At 69.8% G+C, this 18243-nt stretch carries 16 protein-coding genes; 8 read left to right on the top strand and 8 right to left on the bottom strand.

Annotated elements, in window-relative coordinates; all coding sequences use genetic code 11:
* Positions 1-257: 257 nt before the first annotated feature.
* The 4 genes from pstB to pstS form a co-directional block, all read right to left on the bottom strand.
* Positions 258-1034, bottom strand: a complete 777-nt coding sequence (gene pstB, locus ACWCPM_RS33505) for a phosphate ABC transporter ATP-binding protein PstB (RefSeq protein WP_450980040.1) — start codon at positions 1032-1034, stop codon at positions 258-260.
* Positions 1035-1079: 45 nt separating this feature from the next.
* A complete protein-coding gene (gene pstA / locus ACWCPM_RS33500; RefSeq protein WP_450980039.1) occupies positions 1080-2138 on the bottom strand; it encodes a phosphate ABC transporter permease PstA in 1059 nt (352 codons plus the stop codon).
* Complete coding sequence (gene pstC, locus ACWCPM_RS33495) at positions 2135-3103, bottom strand: phosphate ABC transporter permease subunit PstC (protein ID WP_450980038.1); 969 nt, start codon at positions 3101-3103, stop codon at positions 2135-2137. The genes pstA and pstC overlap by 4 nt, the downstream gene beginning before the upstream one ends.
* Positions 3104-3254: 151 nt before the next feature.
* Positions 3255-4388, bottom strand: coding sequence for a phosphate ABC transporter substrate-binding protein PstS (gene pstS, locus ACWCPM_RS33490; RefSeq protein WP_450980037.1), 1134 nt, complete (start codon positions 4386-4388; stop codon positions 3255-3257).
* A 474-nt stretch (positions 4389-4862) separates the two neighbouring features.
* On the opposite strand from pstS, the gene ACWCPM_RS33485 reads away from it, so the two are divergent.
* Complete coding sequence (locus ACWCPM_RS33485) at positions 4863-6455, top strand: FAD-binding oxidoreductase (protein ID WP_450980036.1); 1593 nt, start codon at positions 4863-4865, stop codon at positions 6453-6455.
* 33 nt (positions 6456-6488) lie between these two features.
* On the opposite strand, the gene ACWCPM_RS33480 is transcribed toward ACWCPM_RS33485, so the two are convergent.
* The 3 genes from ACWCPM_RS33480 to ACWCPM_RS33470 all read right to left on the bottom strand — a co-directional run bounded on the left by ACWCPM_RS33480 (position 6489) and on the right by ACWCPM_RS33470 (position 9530).
* On the bottom strand, positions 6489-7202 hold the full coding sequence (locus tag ACWCPM_RS33480) for a phosphatase PAP2 family protein (RefSeq protein ID WP_450980035.1): 714 nt from the start codon (positions 7200-7202) through the stop codon (positions 6489-6491).
* Positions 7203-7444: 242 nt separating this feature from the next.
* Positions 7445-8452, bottom strand: coding sequence for a C40 family peptidase (locus ACWCPM_RS33475; RefSeq protein ID WP_450980034.1), 1008 nt, complete (start codon positions 8450-8452; stop codon positions 7445-7447).
* Between the two features lie 148 nt (positions 8453-8600).
* Complete coding sequence (locus tag ACWCPM_RS33470; protein WP_450980033.1) at positions 8601-9530, bottom strand: oxidoreductase; 930 nt, start codon at positions 9528-9530, stop codon at positions 8601-8603.
* Between the two features lie 53 nt (positions 9531-9583).
* On the opposite strand from ACWCPM_RS33470, the gene ACWCPM_RS33465 reads away from it, so the two are divergent.
* The 7 genes from ACWCPM_RS33465 to ACWCPM_RS33435 all read left to right on the top strand — a co-directional run bounded on the left by ACWCPM_RS33465 (position 9584) and on the right by ACWCPM_RS33435 (position 17556).
* The gene (locus ACWCPM_RS33465) at positions 9584-10186 is read left to right on the top strand and encodes a TetR/AcrR family transcriptional regulator (protein WP_450980032.1); all 603 of its coding nucleotides are present in this window, start codon (positions 9584-9586) and stop codon (positions 10184-10186) included.
* Between the two features lie 297 nt (positions 10187-10483).
* Entirely contained in the window at positions 10484-10792 is a 309-nt protein-coding gene (locus ACWCPM_RS33460) for a hypothetical protein (RefSeq protein WP_006136301.1), read from the top strand.
* A 180-nt stretch (positions 10793-10972) separates the two neighbouring features.
* On the top strand, positions 10973-11797 hold the full coding sequence (locus ACWCPM_RS33455; protein WP_450980031.1) for a hypothetical protein: 825 nt from the start codon (positions 10973-10975) through the stop codon (positions 11795-11797).
* Complete coding sequence (locus tag ACWCPM_RS33450; protein ID WP_450980030.1) at positions 11787-13121, top strand: hypothetical protein; 1335 nt, start codon at positions 11787-11789, stop codon at positions 13119-13121. The genes ACWCPM_RS33455 and ACWCPM_RS33450 overlap by 11 nt, the downstream gene beginning before the upstream one ends.
* Positions 13118-14674 carry an SCO6880 family protein gene (locus tag ACWCPM_RS33445; RefSeq protein ID WP_450980029.1) on the top strand — a complete coding sequence of 519 codons (1557 nt, stop codon included), beginning with the start codon at positions 13118-13120 and terminating at the stop codon, positions 14672-14674. The genes ACWCPM_RS33450 and ACWCPM_RS33445 overlap by 4 nt, the downstream gene beginning before the upstream one ends.
* 14 nt (positions 14675-14688) lie before the next feature.
* Positions 14689-16098, top strand: coding sequence for an ATP-binding protein (locus tag ACWCPM_RS33440; RefSeq protein WP_450980028.1), 1410 nt, complete (start codon positions 14689-14691; stop codon positions 16096-16098).
* Between the two features lie 9 nt (positions 16099-16107).
* The gene (locus ACWCPM_RS33435) at positions 16108-17556 is read left to right on the top strand and encodes a type VI secretion protein (RefSeq protein ID WP_450980027.1); all 1449 of its coding nucleotides are present in this window, start codon (positions 16108-16110) and stop codon (positions 17554-17556) included.
* A gap of 2 nt (positions 17557-17558) precedes the next feature.
* Here the strand turns inward: ACWCPM_RS33435 and ACWCPM_RS33430 are convergent, their stop codons facing one another.
* Positions 17559-18122, bottom strand: a complete 564-nt coding sequence (locus tag ACWCPM_RS33430) for a GNAT family N-acetyltransferase (RefSeq protein ID WP_450980026.1) — start codon at positions 18120-18122, stop codon at positions 17559-17561.
* Positions 18123-18243 lie beyond the last annotated feature (121 nt).

Genomic DNA, 18243 nt, shown 5'->3' with positions numbered 1-18243 from the left:
GAGACCGATTCCGCGCCGTTCCGAGGACGGACACCCCCCGGCCCGACCCCGACGACAAGCCGCACCCTGGGCGCGACAGCAACCCCCACCGGACAACCACAGGCGCCGCAGGCAGCACCCGGCACGCACCCGCACCCGCAACACCCAGCGCAACACCCCCACCAGGCACAAAAAGACAGGGCCCGCCCCCGGGAGCCAGGGGCGGGCCCTTTTCGTCCTCGCGGTGGCACCGCCATGCAGCACCGCGAGGGGCTTGATCAGCCGAAACGCCCGGAGATGTAGTCCTCCGTGGCCTGGACCGACGGGTTCGAGAAGATCCGCTCGGTGTCGTCGATCTCGATCAGCTTGCCCGGCTGCCCCACGGCCGACAGGTTGAAGAACGCCGTCCGGTCGGACACACGCGCGGCCTGCTGCATGTTGTGCGTCACGATGACGATCGTGAAGCGCTCCTTCAGCTCACCGATGAGGTCCTCGATCGCCAGCGTCGAGATCGGGTCGAGCGCGGAGCACGGCTCGTCCATGAGCAGGACGTTCGGCTCGACGGCGATCGCCCGCGCGATGCACAGCCGCTGCTGCTGACCACCCGACAGCCCCGACCCGGGCTTGTTCAGCCGGTCCTTGACCTCGTTCCAGAGGTTCGCGCCCTTGAGCGACTTCTCCACGATGTCGTCCAGCTGGGACTTCTTGAACGACCCCAGCAGCTTCAGCCCCGCCGCCACGTTGTCGTACACCGACATCGTCGGGAACGGGTTCGGCCGCTGGAACACCATGCCGACCTCACGCCGCACGGACACCGGGTCGACACCCTGCCCGTACAGGTTCTCGTCGTCGAGCATGACCTTGCCCTCGACGCGTCCGCCCGGCGTCACCTCGTGCATCCGGTTGAGCGTCCGCAGGAACGTGGACTTGCCGCATCCGGACGGCCCGATGAAGGCCGTGACCGAACGGGGCTCGACGGTCATCGAGATGTCCTCGATGGCTCGGAAGGAGCTGTAGTAGGCGCTGAGGCCGCTGACATCAATGCGCTTGGCCATGTGAAATCACTGCTTCTTTCGGAATTCGGTCGCTGTGTGGCCGCGTCAGCGACCGGTCTTGGGGGCCTTCCAGCGGGCGACGCCGCGGGCCAGCAGGTTCAGGATCATCACGAAGGCGATCAGCGTCAGCGACGCCGCCCACGCACGGTCGTACGCGGGTTCGGCACCGGCGCTCTGAGAGTACTGCTGGTAGATGTACAGCGGCAGCGAGGCCTGGGCCCCTTCAAACGGGTTGTTGTTGATGAACGGGTTACCGAACACCAGCAGCAGCACCGGCGCGGTCTCACCGGCGATACGGGCGACCGCCAGCATGATGCCGGTGGTGATACCACCGATCGCCGTCGGCAGAACGATCTTCAGGATCGTCCGCCACTTCGGCACGCCCAGCGCGAGCGACGCTTCACGCAGCTCGTTCGGCACGAGCTTGAGCATCTCCTCCGTCGAGCGCACCACGACCGGCACCATCAGGATCGCCAGCGCGAGCGAGCCGGCGAAGCCGAACGGCTGCATGTCGAACATCAGCATGATGCTGAGGATGAACAGACCGGCGACGATCGACGGGATACCCGTCATGACGTCGACGAAGAACGTGACGGCCTGGGCCAGCTTGCCCCGCCCGTACTCGACGAGGTAGATCGCGGTGAGCACACCGATCGGCGCGGCGATCAGCGTCGCGAGTCCGACCTGCTCCAGGCTGCCGATGATGGCGTGGTAGATACCGCCGCCCGGCTCCCGGTCACCGACGACACCCATCGAGTGCGTCAGGAAGTAGACGTCGAACACCTTCACACCGCGCTCCACGGTGGCCCACACCAGCGAGGTGAGCGGCACCACGGCGACGAAGAAGGCGGACCACACCAGCGAGGTGGCGACACGGTCCTTGGCCTGCCGCTTGCCCTCGACGGCCATGGAGATCGTGTACACGCCGAGGACGTACAGGATGGCGGCGATCAGACCCCACTGGATTCGGCTGTCCAGTCCGGCGACGACACCGATGCCCACGGCGAGCGCGACGGAACCGACGGCGATCGCGTAGGGGGCCCACTTGGGCAGGCTGGCACCGCGCAGCGTGTTGCGGCGCTTGGTGAGGACGGCGTGGCTCATGCGTTGGCCCCCGAGTACTCCTTGCGGCGGGCGATGATCGCGCGGGCCGCGCCGTTGACCAGCAGGGTGATGACGAACAGGACCAGACCGGAGGCGATCAGCGCGTCCCGGCCGAAGAGGTCCGCCTCACCGAACTTGCTGGCGATGTTCTGGGCGAAGGTGCCGCCACCCGGGTCCAGCAGGCTGGCCTGGATGTCGAACGAGGGCGAGAGCACGGTGGCGACGGCGATCGTCTCGCCGAGCGCGCGGCCGAGGCCGAGCATCGACGCGGAGATCACGCCGGAGCGGCCGAACGGCAGCACCGCCATGCGGACGACCTCCCAGCGCGTGGCGCCGAGGGCCAGAGCCGCCTCTTCGTGCATCTGCGGGACCTGGCGGAAGACCTCGCGGCTGACGTTGGTGATGATCGGCAGGATCATGATCGACAGCAGGATGCCGACGGTGAGCATCGAGCGCGGCGTGCCGCCGTTCCACTCGAAGATGCCGGTCCAGCCGAAGTACTCGTCGAGCCAGGCGAAGAGTCCGCCGAGGTGCGGAACGAGGATCAGGGCGCCCCAGAGGCCGTACACGACGGACGGCACGGCGGCGAGCAGGTCGATCACGTAGGCGATCGGACCGCTCAGCCGGCGCGGGGCGTAGTGGGTCAGGAAGAGCGCGATGGCGACGGCGATCGGAACCGCGATGACCATGGCGACGATCGAGGAGACCACGGTGCCGAACGCCAGGACGGCGATGCCGAAGACCGGCGGCTGGAGGCCCGTGTTCCACTCGAAGGTGGTGAGGAAGTTGCCCTCGTCCTTGCTGATGGCGAGGACTGCGCGGTAGGTCAGGAAGACCGCGATCGCGGCCATGACCACCAACAGCAGGATGCCCGACCCGCGGGAAAGACCGAGGAAGACTCGGTCACCGGGCCGGGTGGCGCCGCGGGCGGCGCGCTTGCGCTCGTCGCTCGTCGGCTGCGGCATGGGTGGAGGCGCGGCAGTGTGCTTCGTCGTTATGTCCACTAGGTTCTCCGGTCTGCGGAGCCCCACTTGTCGTGCGGCTCCTGGCGGCGGTGCACCGGACGGTGCGGAGCCCGGCCCCCCGTGGTGTGGGGGACCGGGCCTCGCACTCAGGTCAGCTCAGGCCCTCGATGGTGGTGCGGACCTTCGCGATGATGTCGGCGGGGATCGGCGCGTAGCCGGCGTCGGCCAGCTGGCCCTGGCCGTCCTCGCTCGCGACGTAGTTCAGGAACGCCTTGGTCGCGGGCAGGCTGTCGGCCTTGTTGCCCTTGTCGCAGACGATCTCGTAGGTGACCAGGGTGATCGGGTAGGCACCCTCGGCCTTGGTCTTGTAGTTGATCTTCAGGGCGAGGTCCTTGCCCTGGCCGACGACCTCGGCGTCCGCGATGGCCGCGGTGGCACCGTCGGTGGAGGCCTTGACCGGCTCGGCGGCACCGGTCTCGATGGCGACGACGTCCATGCCCTCGGCGTAGGACAGCTCCATGTAGCTGATGGCGCCGGAGACCTGGGAGACCTGCTGGGCCACACCGGAGGAGCCGGAGGCCGACTGGCCGCCCTTGGCCTGCCAGGCCTTACCGCCCTCGTACTTCCAGTTGTCCGGGGTGGTGGCGATCAGGTACTTGGTGAAGTTGTCCGTGGTGCCGGACTCGTCCGAGCGGTGGAAGGCCTGGATCTTCAGGTCGGGAAGGTCGGCCTCGGGGTTCAGCTTCTTGATCGCCGCGTCGTTCCAGTTGGTGATCTTGCTGTCGAAGATCTTGGCGATCGTCTCGGCGTCGAGCACCAGGCTGTCGACACCCGGAACGTTGTAGGAGAGGGCGATCGGGCCGCCGACCATCGGAAGGTCGATGCCCTGGCCACCCTGGCAGACCTCCTTGGAGGCCGCGATCTCTTCCTCGTCCAGCGCGGAGTCGGAGCCGGCGAAGGCGACCTGGCCCTGGGTGAACGCCGTGATGCCGGCGCCCGAGCCCGAGCCCTTGTAGTTGATCTGGACGTCCTTGCAGGAGGCCGTGAAGGCCTTCACCCAGGCGTCGATGGCGTTCTTCTGCGCGGAGGAGCCGTCGGCCAGCAGCTGACCCTTGGCGTCACCGCAGTCGATCGCGCCGGCCGCGGGAGCGCTGGCGGACGAGTCGCCACCGGCGTCGGTGCCGGTACCGGTGTCGTCGGAGCCGCACGCCGTGAGGGCCAGGGCGCCGGAGACGGCGAGAGCACCGAGGGTGAGGGCCCGCCGGTTCATGCGCTGAAGCTTCACTTTCGGGAGTTCCTTCCAGGAGCCGCCGTCCTGAATCGGCGGCGTGCGAGGTCTGTACGGAGGCGGACGCGTTCGCGCACCCCGTCTCCGGTAAGGCCGAAATTAGGCAGATCAGGTGAAGCCGCCTATGGCCGTAAGTGAACGGAGGGTGAACCCCTGCGGTCGGCGTGGTTAGGTAACGGAATGCTTACGGGGAGGGCACACACAGGTCCCGACCGAAGCCCCCACCAGCGCAGATGAGGAAGAATCCCCCGGAACCCTCATCACATGGGAACATATGCGGCGCCCTGGACGAAATTGCTGCCAGGCCCGGCTTATGTCGCACAACAGACAGGGTTCCGGCGTGACTGTGGGTAGCGGTGATCGTCCGCGGGCGGTCCCGCGGGGCACGTCCGCCGATGTACGCCTCACGGGAACCCCCGACCCCTGCGGAACGTCTCGTCCCATGTAAAGCAGTGGGAGCGGGAGGCAACTATGGAACGGCGCAGGTTCATCGCGGGCGGCGCCGCCGCGGTCGCGGGGTTCGCGTCGACGGCGGCATGCGGTGGCGGACCCGGAACCACGACGGCCACGCCCGGCACGGCCGGCGGCCCTTCCCCGTCGAGCACCGGCCCCCTCGCGAGCGCCACCCCCGACCGGACCCCGGCGGCGGCCGCGGCCGCCGCCGACTGGTCGGCGCTGGCCCGCGATCTCGACGGAACGCTGGTGCGCCCCGGTGACGCCTCCTGGCCCACCGCCCATCAGCTCTACAACACCCGCTTCGACGCTCTCAAGCCCGCCGGCGTCGCCTACGTCGCCCACCGGGAGGACATAGGCACGACCCTCGCCTACGCCCGAGCCCGCGGCATACGCGTGGCGATACGCAACGGCGGCCACTCCTACGCCGGCTGGTCGTCCGGCAACGGCCGCCTGATCATCGACGTCTCCCGGCTCGACCGCGTCCGCGCGAGCGCCGGCACCGCCGTCGTCGGCGCCGGCGCGAAACTGATCGACGTCTACCGCTCCCTCGCCGCCAAGGGCGTCACCATCCCGGCCGGCTCGTGCCCGACGGTCGGCGTCTCCGGCCTGGTGCTCGGCGGCGGGCACGGGGTCGTCTCCCGGGCGTACGGCCTGACCTGCGACAGCCTCACCGCGGCGACCCTGGTCACGGCGGACGGCAAGCAGATCACCGCCGACGCCTCGCACCACGCGGACCTCTTCTGGGCGCTGCGCGGCGCGGGCAACGGCAACTTCGGCGTCGTCACCGAACTCCAGTTCCGCACCCACCCCGCCCCGCAGACGGTCTCCGCGTATCTGACCTGGCCGTGGAGCAAGGCGGCCGCGGTCGTGGCGGCCTGGCAGGAGTGGGGTCCGGACCAGCCCGACGAGATCTGGTCCTCCCTCCACCTGGAGAAGGCGGCCGGCGGCACCCCGACGGTCTCCGTCGCCGCCTTCTCGCTGGGCACCTACGGCGAACTCCAGAACGCCGTGGACCGCCTCGCCGACCGGATCGGCGCCCCCGCTTCCTATGTCTCGCTCAAACGCCGCTCCTACGCGGAGTCGATGGAGGTCTACGCCGGCTGCTCCTCCTTCGCCACGGACGCCCAGTGCCACCTTCCGGGCACGACCCCCGGCCGCTCCCCGCAGGGCGCCCTGGGACGCGAGACCTACGCCGCCCGCTCCGACTTCTTCGACCGCTCGCTCTCGGCGGCCGGCATCGGCGCGCTGCTCGCCCAGGTGTCGTCGGTGCGCGGCGGCGCGGGCAGCATCGCGTTCACGGCCCTGGGCGGCGCGGTCAACCGCGTCTCCCCGACGGCGACGGCCTTCGTGCACCGCCGCTCACGGATGCTGGCCCAGTACATCGCCTCCTGGCGGGCGGGCACGTCCGGCGGCTCGGCCCAGTCCTGGCTGGCCTCGGCGCACGGCGCGATGCGCCCGTACGCGTCCGGAGCGGCGTACCAGAACTACACGGATCCGACGCTCAAGGACTGGCGCAAGGCGTACTACGGCGCCGCGGCCCCGCGCCTGACCAAGCTGAAGCGGATCTACGACCCGAACAGGACGTTCACGCACCCCCAGGCGCTGTAGCCGCGCCGCCCTGCCCGCTCCGAGGCCGCGGGCCTACGCCGCGAGGTCCCGCGCCTCGGCCTCCGTGGCGCCCCTGCGAGCCTCCGGGACCCGGGCTTCCCGCCCCTCCGCCTCGGACCGCCGCCGCACCAGACCGCCCGCCCGGGGCGATCGCTCCACGGCCGTCATCACAGGCGTCAGCATGGCCATGGCCACCGGGGAGAGCAGCAGCGCGACGGCCGTGCCCAGCGCGAACCCGCCGACGACGTCCGTCGGATAGTGCACGCCCATGTACACCCTGCAGAAACCTTCGAGCAGGGCCAGTCCGATCCCCACGAGCCCGAAGGTGCGATGGGCGACGAACAGGCCGACCCCGAGCGCCATCGCGATGGTCGCGTGATCGCTCACGAACGAGAAGTCGGTCTTCCCGGAGACCAGGACCTCCAGCCCGTCATGGGTGAGGAACGGCCTCGGCCGCTCCACGAATCCGCGTATCGGCACGTTCACCAGTACCGCGACGCCGGCGGCCAGCGGCGCCCACACCAGCGCCGCGACGGAACCCGCCGCGTCCTCGCCGGAGACGCCGGCACGCCTCCGCACGGTCCACCAGCACCACACCACGAGCAGCGCCATGGCGAGCAGCAGTCCGTACTCACCGACGAACCCCATGGTCCGGTCGAACCACCCGGGCGCTTCCTTGGCCAGGCCATTGATCTCGTAGAGCAGCTCGACGTCAGGGTTCGACCCGGATTGCGCGAGTCCAGCCATGATGCAGCGGCCCCTTCGTCGTCGTCCGTCGCGCGCACCCGTGCATGCGCCGCGATGCCACCCCGTGGTCCGTAGATCCGCGTCGATCCGCGTGCCGGATCCGTCCGGTGGGCTACGTCAACAGGAACGCACGACCTCCGTCCGTCCGTTCCGGGTTCCACTGAATGATCACGCATACGTTATCGAAGAGAGATACATCGCCGCAGCTCAGGGCTGGGGTTCACATTCCGTCTCGGGCCGTTTCAGACCGCCGAGGGGAGCGCTTTCGCGCCATCCTCGGTCACCCGGGTCGCACCGAAGTAATCAGGGGTGTCAATCGGGTCGAACCGGATCACCGTGTTCCGTCGAGGCGCGTTGATCATGTATCCGCCACCGACATAAATCCCCACATGTCGGATGGCCCGGGAGTTCGTGAGGTCGTCCGAAAAGAACACCAGATCTCCGGGCAGCAGTTCGTCGCGCTCCGGGTGCGGCCCGGCGTTGTACTGGTCGTTGGCGACCCGGGGCAGCGTGATCCCCACGCTCGCGTACGCCGCCTTGGTCAGCCCCGAGCAGTCGAACCGTCCGCCCTGTTCGGGCGTGCCGTTGCCGCCCCACAGATACAGCGTGCCGAGCTTCTTCTGCGCGTAGTGGATGGCGGCGGCGGCCTGCTCGGACGGATCGACCCGCCCGACGGGCGCGGCGAAGCTCTCCTGGAGCGAGGTGATGACCCGGACGTAGTTCTGCGTCTCCTTGTACGGCGGCACGCCCCCGTACTTGATCACGGCGTAGGCGCCCGCGTTGTACGCGGCGAGCATGTTCTTCGTCGCGTCGCCCGGCACGTCCTTGACGTACTTGGCGAGCGTGCAGTCGTAGGACGCGGCCGAGGGGATCGCGTCGTTCGGGTCCCACACGTCACGGTCGCCGTCGCCGTCGCCGTCGATGCCGTGCGAGGCCCAGGTCCCCGGGATGAACTGCGCTATCCCCTGCGCCTGGGCCGGACTCCGGGCCGCCGGGTTGAACCCGCTCTCCTGGTACAACTGCGCGGCGAGCAGGGCCGGGTTGATGGCGGGGCACAGATTGCCCCACTTCTGCACGAGCGTCTGATAGGCGGCGGGCACCGACCCCTTGGCGAGCTTCCGCCCGGCGCCGCCCATCCCGTTGACCAGGTTCCCGGCCACGAGGTACACGCCGACGACGAGCAGCATCACGAACGCGACTCCGGCCCCCGTCGCGGCAATCGCCACGACCCACGCCTTACGCACAGTCAACCGCCCCTCACCGCCCGGGAGTACGCCCACGTCAGTGTAGAGGCGGGACCGTGAAACGGCGTGAAGCTCGTGGACGCCGTCACCGAAGCCCGGCCGGCGTCCGTCCCGACGTCCTGGCGTCAGGCATACGACGGCTGCTGACCGTCGATCAGGAGGCTGCCGTCCCGGCGCCGAGCGGACAGCCCACGCCCGTGAGCTCCTCCGACGCCGCCCACAGCTCCCGGGCCGCCACCGGATCGCTCGCCGCCGCCGACCGGCTCACCAGGGTCGGGGCGCCGCGCATCTCCCCGAGGCCGTCCGGCCCCACGTAACTCGCGCCCGGCAGGTCCGTCACCGCCGCGTACAGGGTCGGCAGAGCGCCGGCCCGCTCGTCCTGGGCGACGATCCGGTTGGCGATCAGCATGGCGACGCGGGAGACGGGGTTGGCCGCGTGGCTCTGGAGGTTGGTGGCCGCGTAGCCGGGGTGGGCGGCGAGGGCGCGGACGGGTGAGCCGGCCTGCGCGAGCCGCCGCTGGAGTTCCAGCGTGAACAGCAGGTTCGCCAGCTTGGACCGGCCGTAGGCGCGGACCGGCGTGTAACCCGACGTCAGGTTCACGTCGTCCAGGTGGAGCGCGCCACCACTCCACCGGTGCGCGCCCGAGGACACGGTCACGACACGGTCGGTGACGTACGGCAGCAGCAGGTTCGTCAGCGCGAAGTGGCCGAGGTGGTTCGTGCCGAACTGCATCTCGAAGCCGTCCTTGGTCCGCAGCTCGGGCAGCATCATCACGCCCGCGTTGTTGATCAGCAGATCCAGCGGACGGTCGCCCCACTCCCGCGCGAACTCCCGTACCGAGGCGAGGTCCGCGAGGTCGAGCCGCCTGACCTCCGTACTCCCGCGCACCGTCGCGGCCGCCGCCTGCCCGCGCCGGGTGTCCCGCACGGCGAACACGACATGCGCACCCGCGTTCGCCAGCGCGTCGGCGGCCGCGAGGCCGATACCGCTGTTGGCGCCGGTGACGACGGCCGTCCGGCCGGCGAGGCCGGGCATCCGGCCGAGGTTCCACTTGCCGGGCTTCTGGTTCTTCGTAGTAGCCATGACCTCAATGTAGGCATCGACAACAATGCTGTCAACGACAACATCGAGATAGGATGGCGGGCATGCCGGAGACCCGCCCCTACCACCACGGAGACCTCCGCGCCGCCCTGCTCACCGGCGCGGAGCGCACCCTGCGCGAGAAGGGCGCCGCGGCGCTGTCCCTGCGGGAACTCGCCCGCGAGACCGGCGTCAGCCACGCCGCCCCCGGCCGCCACTTCAAGGACAAGCAGGCCCTGCTCGACGCGCTCGCCCTCGCCGGCTTCGAGCGGATGATCCGGACCCTGGAGGCCGCGGACGACCCCGCGCTCCCCATGGAGGAACGGCTCACCGCGCTCGCCCGCGCCTACCTCCTGTTCACCATCGACAACGCCGAGCTGCTGGAACTCATGTACGCCCGCAAGCACGACCCGGACGTCTCCGAGCAGCTCGCCGCCGCCGTGGAGCGCTCCATCTCGCCCTTCCTGCGCCTGGTCGCGGACGCCCAGCGGCGCGGCGAGATCGTCGACGGCGACCCCGAGCGCATCACCCTCCTCGCGGGCGCCACCCTGCACGGCATCGCCGCGTTCACCGCCAACTGCACGCTCTCGCCCCAGGACGCCCTGGACAGCGTCGGCGAGGTCGTCCACCACCTGCTGCACGGACTGCGCCCGCGCTGACCCCGCGTCACCACCCGTACGGTGCGCGGCGATAGCCTTCAGCCGGGGAACATCGACACGACCGCTCCGGTCGTAAAGAGGCTCAACGACGGCACCACACCACAGGTTCCGCACCCACCTCGTTGCCCGGCGTTACCTGCCGTGATACACAGAGTGACGATACGAGGTATTCGTACGAAACCCGCCAAGCAATGACGCCAAGTCGACATCCGACGGCGCCGTTGTCGGCGAGAATGAGGCCTGACCTCTGCGCACCGCAGGGGACTGCGGAACTACCCGACAGGGGCGGTGACTTACATGCTCTTTGCGGCCGACGAGGGAGACATCAACACCATCATCGGCGGGATCGCTCCGGACTGGGGTCCCTTCGGCAGCCTGGGCAACGAGGCCAAGGTGATGATCGAGGTGGTGATGGCCGTGGCCATCCTCATCTGCCTCGGCATCGCCATCTGGGGGGCGGCCAAACAGCGCATCGGCGCGACGGCCCTCCGGGACACCTTCAGCGCGGAACAGGGCAAGGGCCTCATCATCGCCGGTCTCACCGGAGTGTTCATCATCGGCTCCCTCGGCACGCTCTTCACCATCGTGTACGGCATGGCGGTGTAAGCGCCCACCACGTCCGCCCCGGGCGCGCCCGGTCCCCACTAACCACCACCCGCCCGTCGTGCCCACCGGCTGAGGTTGCGTTTCCCTGATGTCCCTGATGTCGAGTCACCACACCGCGCCCGCGCGGGAACCAGCGCGGCTACCGTCGTACACCTACGGCATCGAGGGGGCGGACGCGGCATGAGTCCCGGGGACGAACACGAGGCCTCCGGCGGTTACGGCGGCACCGGCCACACCCGTACGAGACTGCCGGACGGCGAACCCTACGGCGGCGCCCCCCGGCGCCCCCGCAACTCCTCACGGAGCCTGGTCACGGTGGTCGGCGTGGTGGTCCTCCTGATCGCCGCGATCGCCTTCGCCAACCAGGGCGGCGAGGACCCCGCGACACCGAACGACGGCACGGCGGGCCCCGAGACCTCGACCACAGCCCCGACCGGCGAACGCCCGGTGAACACCACGTCGAACGGAATCCCCGCAGGATTCGCCCAGACCGAGCAGGGGGCCCAGTCGGCGGCGGCGAACTACGCGGTGGTGCTGGTCTCCGCCGACATCCTCAAGCCGGTCCGGCGTGCCGAGATCGTCCAGCAGGTGTTCGTCAGCGACAAACAGGCCGCACTGGAAGACCAGTTCAAGCAGGCCTACTCCAAGGAGTTCCTGAGCAACATCGGCCTGGACGCGAACGGCAATGCCAAGAGGGGCAGCACCTACGTCTCCCGCACGATGCCGATCGGCACCAAGGTGACGAACTACTCGGCCTCCGCCGCGGCCGTCGACGTCTGGTGCGGTGGTGTGTTCGGCACAACCGGTGAGGCCACGACCAACCCGGTCACCAGTGACTGGTTCACTCTCACGCTCCAGATGCGCTGGGCGGACGGCGACTGGAAGGTCGACAGCTTCGCCCAGAAGGACGGCCCCGCCCCCGTTCCCGGTGACGCCAGGGCATCCAGCGCCGACGAGATGGCCAAGGCAGTCGAGGAGTACGGAGGCTTCACTTATGCCCGGTAAGCCGCGCCGCGCCGTCACGGTCGCCGCCGCTCTCACCGCCGTACAGACCACCCTGCTGCTGCTGGCCACTCGGGTCGTCGCAGCCCCCACGCCGTCGCCCACGCCGTCCGACGACAACTGCGACCTCATCGTCGGCCCCGCCAAGGACTACTGCGAACGCGGCGAAGGCGCGAGCCGCGGCGGTACGAACTCCCCCTCCCTCGACCCCACCTCCACCCTCGACCCCCTCTCCTCCCTCGCCAAGGGCTGTGCCGACGCCGCCGCCTGGACCATCGACAAGCTCAGCGCGGCCGTCAAGGACACCGCCAACGTCGACTTCACCAACGAGAAGTTCCTCCAGCAGTACGCCGTCGTCTTCGCCGCGTCCACGATCCTCACGCTCCTCCTGTGGCTCCTGGCCGTCGCCAAGCGAGCCGTCAGAGGCGCCCCCCTGTCCACCGCCATCGGCGAAGCCATCGGCTTCCTCTGGCTCACCGTCCTGGCCTCCGCCTTCACCCCCCTGATCCTCTACACCGTCGTCTCCGCCACCGACGGCGTCTCCGAGGTCCTCGCGAAAGCCACCGGCGACCAGACCGACGCCTTCTTCGGCAACTTCTCCGGCGCCCTGGAGAAGGGCGAGAACATCGGCGGCGGCCCGATCATGCTGATCGTCGTCTCCCTGGTCAGCATCCTCGCCGCCGGCGTCCTCTGGCTGGAACTCGTCATCCGGGCGGCCCTGCTCTACGTCGGCGCCCTCCTCGGCACCGTCGTCTACGCCGGCCTCGTCGACAAGAACCTCTGGGGCCACGTCCGCCGCTGGGCCGGCATCATGATCGCGGTCATCCTCGTGAAGCCCGTCATCGTGATCGTCCTCGGCCTGGCCGGCGCGCTCAGCGCCGACGACGGCCCCGACGCCTTCTCCGCCGTCGTCTCCGGCCTCGCGATCATCCTGCTCGCCATCTTCGCCTCCGCGATGATCTACCGCTTCGTCCCCGGCTTCGGCGACGAGATCGCGGGCTCCCGCAACAACCGCATCATGCAGAACGCCGAGGGCAAGGCCGCCGCCGTGATCAGCTCCCCCGCGACCCTGGTGGCCCAGGGCATCAAGACCCACAGCACCCGCGCGGACAACAACGGCCAAGGCCAGTCCGGCGGAGGCGGCGCGCGCCCCGCGAACCAGACCGCCGGCGGCATCGCCGCCCACAGCTCCCGCCCCTCGAACGGTGGCGGCGGATCTGTCCCCTCCGCCGCACCCGCGCCCCGCTCGTCCAGCCCCCTCAACTCACCCCACGCCGGCAACACCCGCAACAGCAGCGGCAACCGCTCAGGAGGTGAAGGGCGTTGACGACCGAGTCCCACCTGTCCCATCCGGTCACGCCCCGCCGTACATATCTGATCGGCCGCGCCCGGCCGAACGCGATCGTCGGCCGGAACAGAGAGTCCGGCGAGATCGCGCTGATCATCACGGGCGCGTTCCTCGGCATGATGTGCGGCCTCCTCGTGCCGGTGCTGTCCCTGCGGATCGTGCTCCTCATGGGCTTCCCGATGCTCGCGCTGGCCGCGGTCTACGTGCCCTACAAGCACCGCACGCTCTACAAGTGGTTCGAGATCAACCGCAGCTTCAAGCGCACCCTGCGCCAGAACGCCACCTACCGCTCCGGCGTCATGGAGGCGGGCATCCGGCGCGACGGGCGCGAGATCGAGATCGGCCCACCGCCCGGCATCGGCCGCATCACCTGGCTCGCCGCCCCGTTCGGCCCCGACGAGATCGCCGTACTGCTGCACGCGGACCGCAAGACCGTCACCGCCGCCATCGAGATCGAGGGCCCCGGCGTCGGACTGCGCGACAGCGAGGACCAGGAAGCCCTCGTCGACCGCTTCGGCACCCTCCTCAAGCACGTGGCCAACGGCGACGGATTCGTCACCCGCCTCCAGATGCTCGCCCGCACCCTCCCCGCGGACCCGGACGCCCACGCCAAGGACGTCGCCGTACGCGGCGACGACCGCTCCCTGACATGGCTCCAGCAGTCGTACGACCAGCTCCAGTCGATGGTGTCGACCAGCAGCGAGCAGCACCGCGCGTATCTCGTCGCCTGCATGCACTACAACCGCGAACTGGCCGCCGAGGCCCACGCCATGGCCCGCGCGGCCCGCCCGCACGGCGGCAAGGCCGACCGCGACGCCGGCCTCGCCGTCGTCATGGCCCGCGAGCTGACGGACATCTGCTCCCGTCTCCAGGAAGCCGACATCCGCGTACGACAGCCCCTCGGCCAGGGACGGCTCGCCTCGCTCATCCACTCCATGTACGACCCGGACCACCCGATCGACCACATCCAGGCGATGACCAAGCGCAACGCCTGGCCGGCCGAACTCGACGCCATGGAGCCCACCTTCCTCCAGGCGAAGACCCGCGAGTCCTCCACCCGCGCCCCCTGGTGCCACGCCACGGCCTGGGTGAAGGAGTGGCCGATGACCCCGGTCGGCGTCAACTTCCTCGCCCCCCTGCTGGTCCACACCCCCGACGTGATCCGGACGGTCTCCGTCACGATGGACCTCGAACCCACCGAGGTCGCCATCGAGCGCATGCTGACGGAGAAGACCAACGACGAGGCCGAGGCGTCCCGCGCCGCCAAGATGAACCGCACCGTCGACCCCCGCGACATCGCCGCCCACAACCGCCTCGACCAGCGCGGCGACGACCTCGCGAGCGGCGCCGCCGGAGTCAACCTGGTCGGCTACATCACCGTCTCCTCCCGCAACCCGGAGGCGCTGGCCCGCGACAAGCGCACGATAAGGGCGTCGGCCGGAAAGTCGTATCTGAAGCTGGAGTGGTGCGACCGCGAGCACCACCGGGCCTTCGTGAACACGCTCCCGTTCGCCACCGGAATCCGAAGGTAGGGGTTGATGCCCTGATGCGGGACCCGCTCTCCGTCATCACCGAAGCCTTCACGTCCTTCCTGTTCGGGAAGGTGGAGACCACGCGGCTGCCGGTGCGCACCTCCACGGGACAGGCCCAGGCGGTCTACCTGCCCACCGCGGCCCCCGGCCTCGGTGACTCCGGCGTCATCATCGGCCGCGAGGTCTACTCCGGGAAGGGCTACATCTACGATCCCTTCCAGCTGTACGGCCAGCAGCTCCCCGCGCCCCACTGGCTGGTCCTCGGCGAGTCCGGCAACGGCAAGTCGGCCCTGGAGAAGACCTACGTCCTGCGCCAGCTCCGCTTCCGCGACCGCCAGGTCGTCGTCCTCGACGCCCAGGGCGAGGACGGCGTCGGCGAATGGAACCTCATCGCCCAGGAGCTGGGAATAACTCCCATCCGCCTGGACCCGATGGCCGCCCTGGACCACGGCATCCGCCTGAACCCGCTGGACCCCGCCATCACCACCACCGGCCAGCTCGCCCTGCTGCGCACCATCATCGAGGTCGCGCTGGGGCACGGCCTGGACGAGCGCTCCGGCTTCGCCCTCAAGGTGGCGCACGCCTACGTCAACGAGACGATCGTCGAGCGCCAGCCCGTCCTGACCGACATCGTCGAGCAGCTACGGCACCCCGAGCCGGAGTCGGCCGAGTCGATGAACGTCGACATAGACGACGTACGGGCATGGGGCCTGGACGTGGCGCTGGTCCTGGACCGCCTGGTCGACGGTGACCTCAGGGGCATGTTCGACGGCCCCACCACGGTCGGCATCGACCTCGACGCCCCGCTCATCGTCTTCGACCTCTCCCACATCGACCGCAACTCCATCGCCATGCCCATCCTGATGGCGATCGTCGGCGTGTGGCTGGAGCACACCTGGATCCGCCCCGACCGGAAGAAGCGCATCTTCCTGGTCGAGGAGGCCTGGCACATCATCAACAGCCCGTTCGTGGCACAGCTGTTCCAGCGGCTGCTGAAGTTCGGCCGCCGGCTCGGCCTGTCGTTCGTGGCCGTGGTCCACCACCTGTCCGACGTGGTCGACGGCGCCGCCGCGAAGGAGGCCGCGGCGATCCTGAAGATGGCGTCGACCAGGACGATCTACGCGCAGAAGGCCGACGAGGCACGCGCGACCGGCCGGGTGCTGGGTTTGCCCAGGTGGGCGGTGGAAATCATCCCCACACTGACACCGGGCATCGCCGTATGGGACGTCAACGGCAATGTCCAGGTCGTCAAACACCTGGTCACGGAGACGGAACGCCCGCTGGTCTTCACCGACCGCGCGATGACCGAGTCCTCGGCCGACCTCGCCGACGACGCCCTGCGCGCCGCCGAGCTGGAGGCGGAGGAACGAGCGGCGGCGTTCATGGAGCAACACCTCGGCGACTCAGAGTCGACGGTGGCGTAAGGGGACGGCGTGAGAGCGGACGACCACCGGCGGGAAGCCCAGGGCGGTATCCCCGACGGCCTGCTGATCGGCATACTCGGGTTCCTGCTCGGCATGACCCTGCTGGTCTGGACGGCCACCGGCCTGGCGGGCCTGTTCGCCCACGGGTCGTGGCCGCGGGGCGTGACGTTCCCCGGCACACCGCTGGCCATGCGTCACCTCATCGCCCAGCCGCACGACATCACCGGCGCCTGGCCGCAGACCCCGGGAGCACAGCTCTCGGGGTACGGCCTGTTCTGGGGGCTGTTCATCGGACAGCTGATGGTCCTGCTCGTGCTGACGCTCTTCGTGATGGGGACGGTGGCCCGCTGGAGAGCGGGAAGGGTGACCCGCAGGGCAGCCGCTCAGCACACGCCCGCCCACGAGGTCCCCACCCCCCGGGCCGCGGAGGTCCCGGTGCCGACACCGGCCGCCGAACCGGCGGAGGCACCCACGGCGAGCGAGCCCGAGCAGGCACCCCGCCCCCCGCTCTTCGGCGGCGGCACGACGGGTGGGTGGGAGAAGATCCACGCGACGACGAAGGAGAACCGCCGCAGCACCGCGGCCGAGGCGATCCGCGAAGCGGACGGCCCCACCCTCGTCGTCACCTCGAACCCCTCCCTCTGGCAGGAGACCAAGGACGCCCGAGCCAAGCTGGGCCCCACGCTCCTCTACGACCCCACCCACACCTGCGACACCCCGGCCCGCCTCCACTGGTCCCCCATCACCCACTGCGAGGACAAGGCCACGGCGATCGCGAGAGCCACAGCCCTCCTGACCCCGGTCAACCCGACCTCCCGCCTCGACCAGGCGGTCGGCGACACCGCGCGGACCCTCCTCCGCAGCTACCTCCACGCCGCCGCGCTGGACAACCGCACCATCCGCCACCTGCACCGCTGGTCCCAGGGCACCCAGATGCAGGAAGCGGTACGCACCCTCCGCACCCACCCCAAGGCAGCCCCCGGCGCCGCCGGCGAACTCGAGGCCGCCCTGACCGCGCACCCCGAACGCCGCGACATGGCACACGAGTTGACCTCACGGGCACTCTCGGCGCTGTTCACGCTCAATATCCGCGAGTCGTGCGCACCCCACCGACCCGACACCCTCGCCCTGGATTCCTTCGTCGCAGAAGGGGGCACGCTCTATGTGCTGGGTGAATCCATCGAGGACCCCCGGACCAACCCGGGCGCGATGCCCCTGCTCACCGCGCTCGTGTCCAGCGTGGTCGAGCACGGCCGGCGCATGGCCGAACGGTCATCCTCCGGTCGGCTCGACCCACCACTCACCCTCGTCCTCGACGATGTCGCGGCGGTGGCCCCGATCCCCCAACTCCCCTGGCTCCTGGCATCCGGAGCCGACCTGGGCCTGCCCACGCTCGCCCTGGTCCGCTCCCGCGAACAGGCCCGCACCCGCTGGCCCCACGACGAGCTCCCGGTCTGACGTCAGCCACGCTCCAGCACGAACTCCCGCTCACAGGCGCCCTCCTGGCCGACCAAGGGCACAGTGACGCCACTGGCCTCGAACCCCACCTTCCGGTAGAAGGCCTGCGCCCGACCGTTCTCCTCGTGCACGATGAGCCGCACCCGCTCCAGCCCTCGCGCCCAGCACCATTCCAGCGCCTCGTCGAAGAGCAACTCGGTCAGCCCGCACCCCCGGTGCTGGGGCCGCATGTACACCCCCACGACATGCCCCTGCCGCCGCTCCACGGGGAAACCCGCCCAGTCGGTCGTCCCTGGTTCCTCGACGAGCACGGTCAGTGTCCCGACCAACTCCCCGTCCGGGCCCTCAGCGACGACCTGCTGTGCCCCGGCCTCGCCCTCCGCGGCCCGCGCCGCCCGCTCTCTCCAGAACACATCGGGTCGGACCACCGCGTCCTCGTAGGTCTCCAGAAAGGCGATCGGCGCGACCGGGTCCCGCAACGCCGCAAGCCGCAACTCCCGCGTGGCCGGCCATTCCTCGGCTCGCAGGGACCGAACGATGTACCGCTCCTCGGCACTGGTGCTCATGGGTCTCACCGTAGTACCGGGCCCTGAACGCAGAAAACCCCGCATCCGAAGATGCGGGGTTTCCTTCAATATTTGTTCGGCGGCGTCCTACTCTCCCACAGGGTCCCCCCTGCAGTACCAT

The sequence above is a fragment of the Streptomyces sp. NPDC002309 genome, assembly GCF_053593375.1.
Note: the sequence above shows the minus strand (reverse complement) of the source record. Positions and strands in the feature narration are given on the sequence as shown.

Excerpts from the sequence above, each read along its gene's own strand:
- ACWCPM_RS33460 (WP_006136301.1), top strand. The coding sequence starts at position 10,484 with ATGCTCTTTGCGGCCGACGAGGGAGACATCAACACCATCATCGGCGGG.
- ACWCPM_RS33455 (WP_450980031.1), top strand. The coding sequence starts at position 10,973 with ATGAGTCCCGGGGACGAACACGAGGCCTCCGGCGGTTACGGCGGCACC.
- ACWCPM_RS33485 (WP_450980036.1), top strand. The coding sequence starts at position 4,863 with ATGGAACGGCGCAGGTTCATCGCGGGCGGCGCCGCCGCGGTCGCGGGG.
- ACWCPM_RS33470 (WP_450980033.1), bottom strand. The coding sequence starts at position 9,530 with ATGGCTACTACGAAGAACCAGAAGCCCGGCAAGTGGAACCTCGGCCGG.
- pstB (WP_450980040.1), bottom strand. The coding sequence starts at position 1,034 with ATGGCCAAGCGCATTGATGTCAGCGGCCTCAGCGCCTACTACAGCTCC.
- pstC (WP_450980038.1), bottom strand. The coding sequence starts at position 3,103 with ATGCCGCAGCCGACGAGCGACGAGCGCAAGCGCGCCGCCCGCGGCGCC.
- ACWCPM_RS33465 (WP_450980032.1), top strand. The coding sequence starts at position 9,584 with ATGGCGGGCATGCCGGAGACCCGCCCCTACCACCACGGAGACCTCCGC.
- ACWCPM_RS33450 (WP_450980030.1), top strand. The coding sequence starts at position 11,787 with ATGCCCGGTAAGCCGCGCCGCGCCGTCACGGTCGCCGCCGCTCTCACC.
- ACWCPM_RS33430 (WP_450980026.1), bottom strand. The coding sequence starts at position 18,122 with ATGAGCACCAGTGCCGAGGAGCGGTACATCGTTCGGTCCCTGCGAGCC.
- pstA (WP_450980039.1), bottom strand. The coding sequence starts at position 2,138 with ATGAGCCACGCCGTCCTCACCAAGCGCCGCAACACGCTGCGCGGTGCC.
- ACWCPM_RS33480 (WP_450980035.1), bottom strand. The coding sequence starts at position 7,202 with ATGGCTGGACTCGCGCAATCCGGGTCGAACCCTGACGTCGAGCTGCTC.
- ACWCPM_RS33440 (WP_450980028.1), top strand. The coding sequence starts at position 14,689 with ATGCGGGACCCGCTCTCCGTCATCACCGAAGCCTTCACGTCCTTCCTG.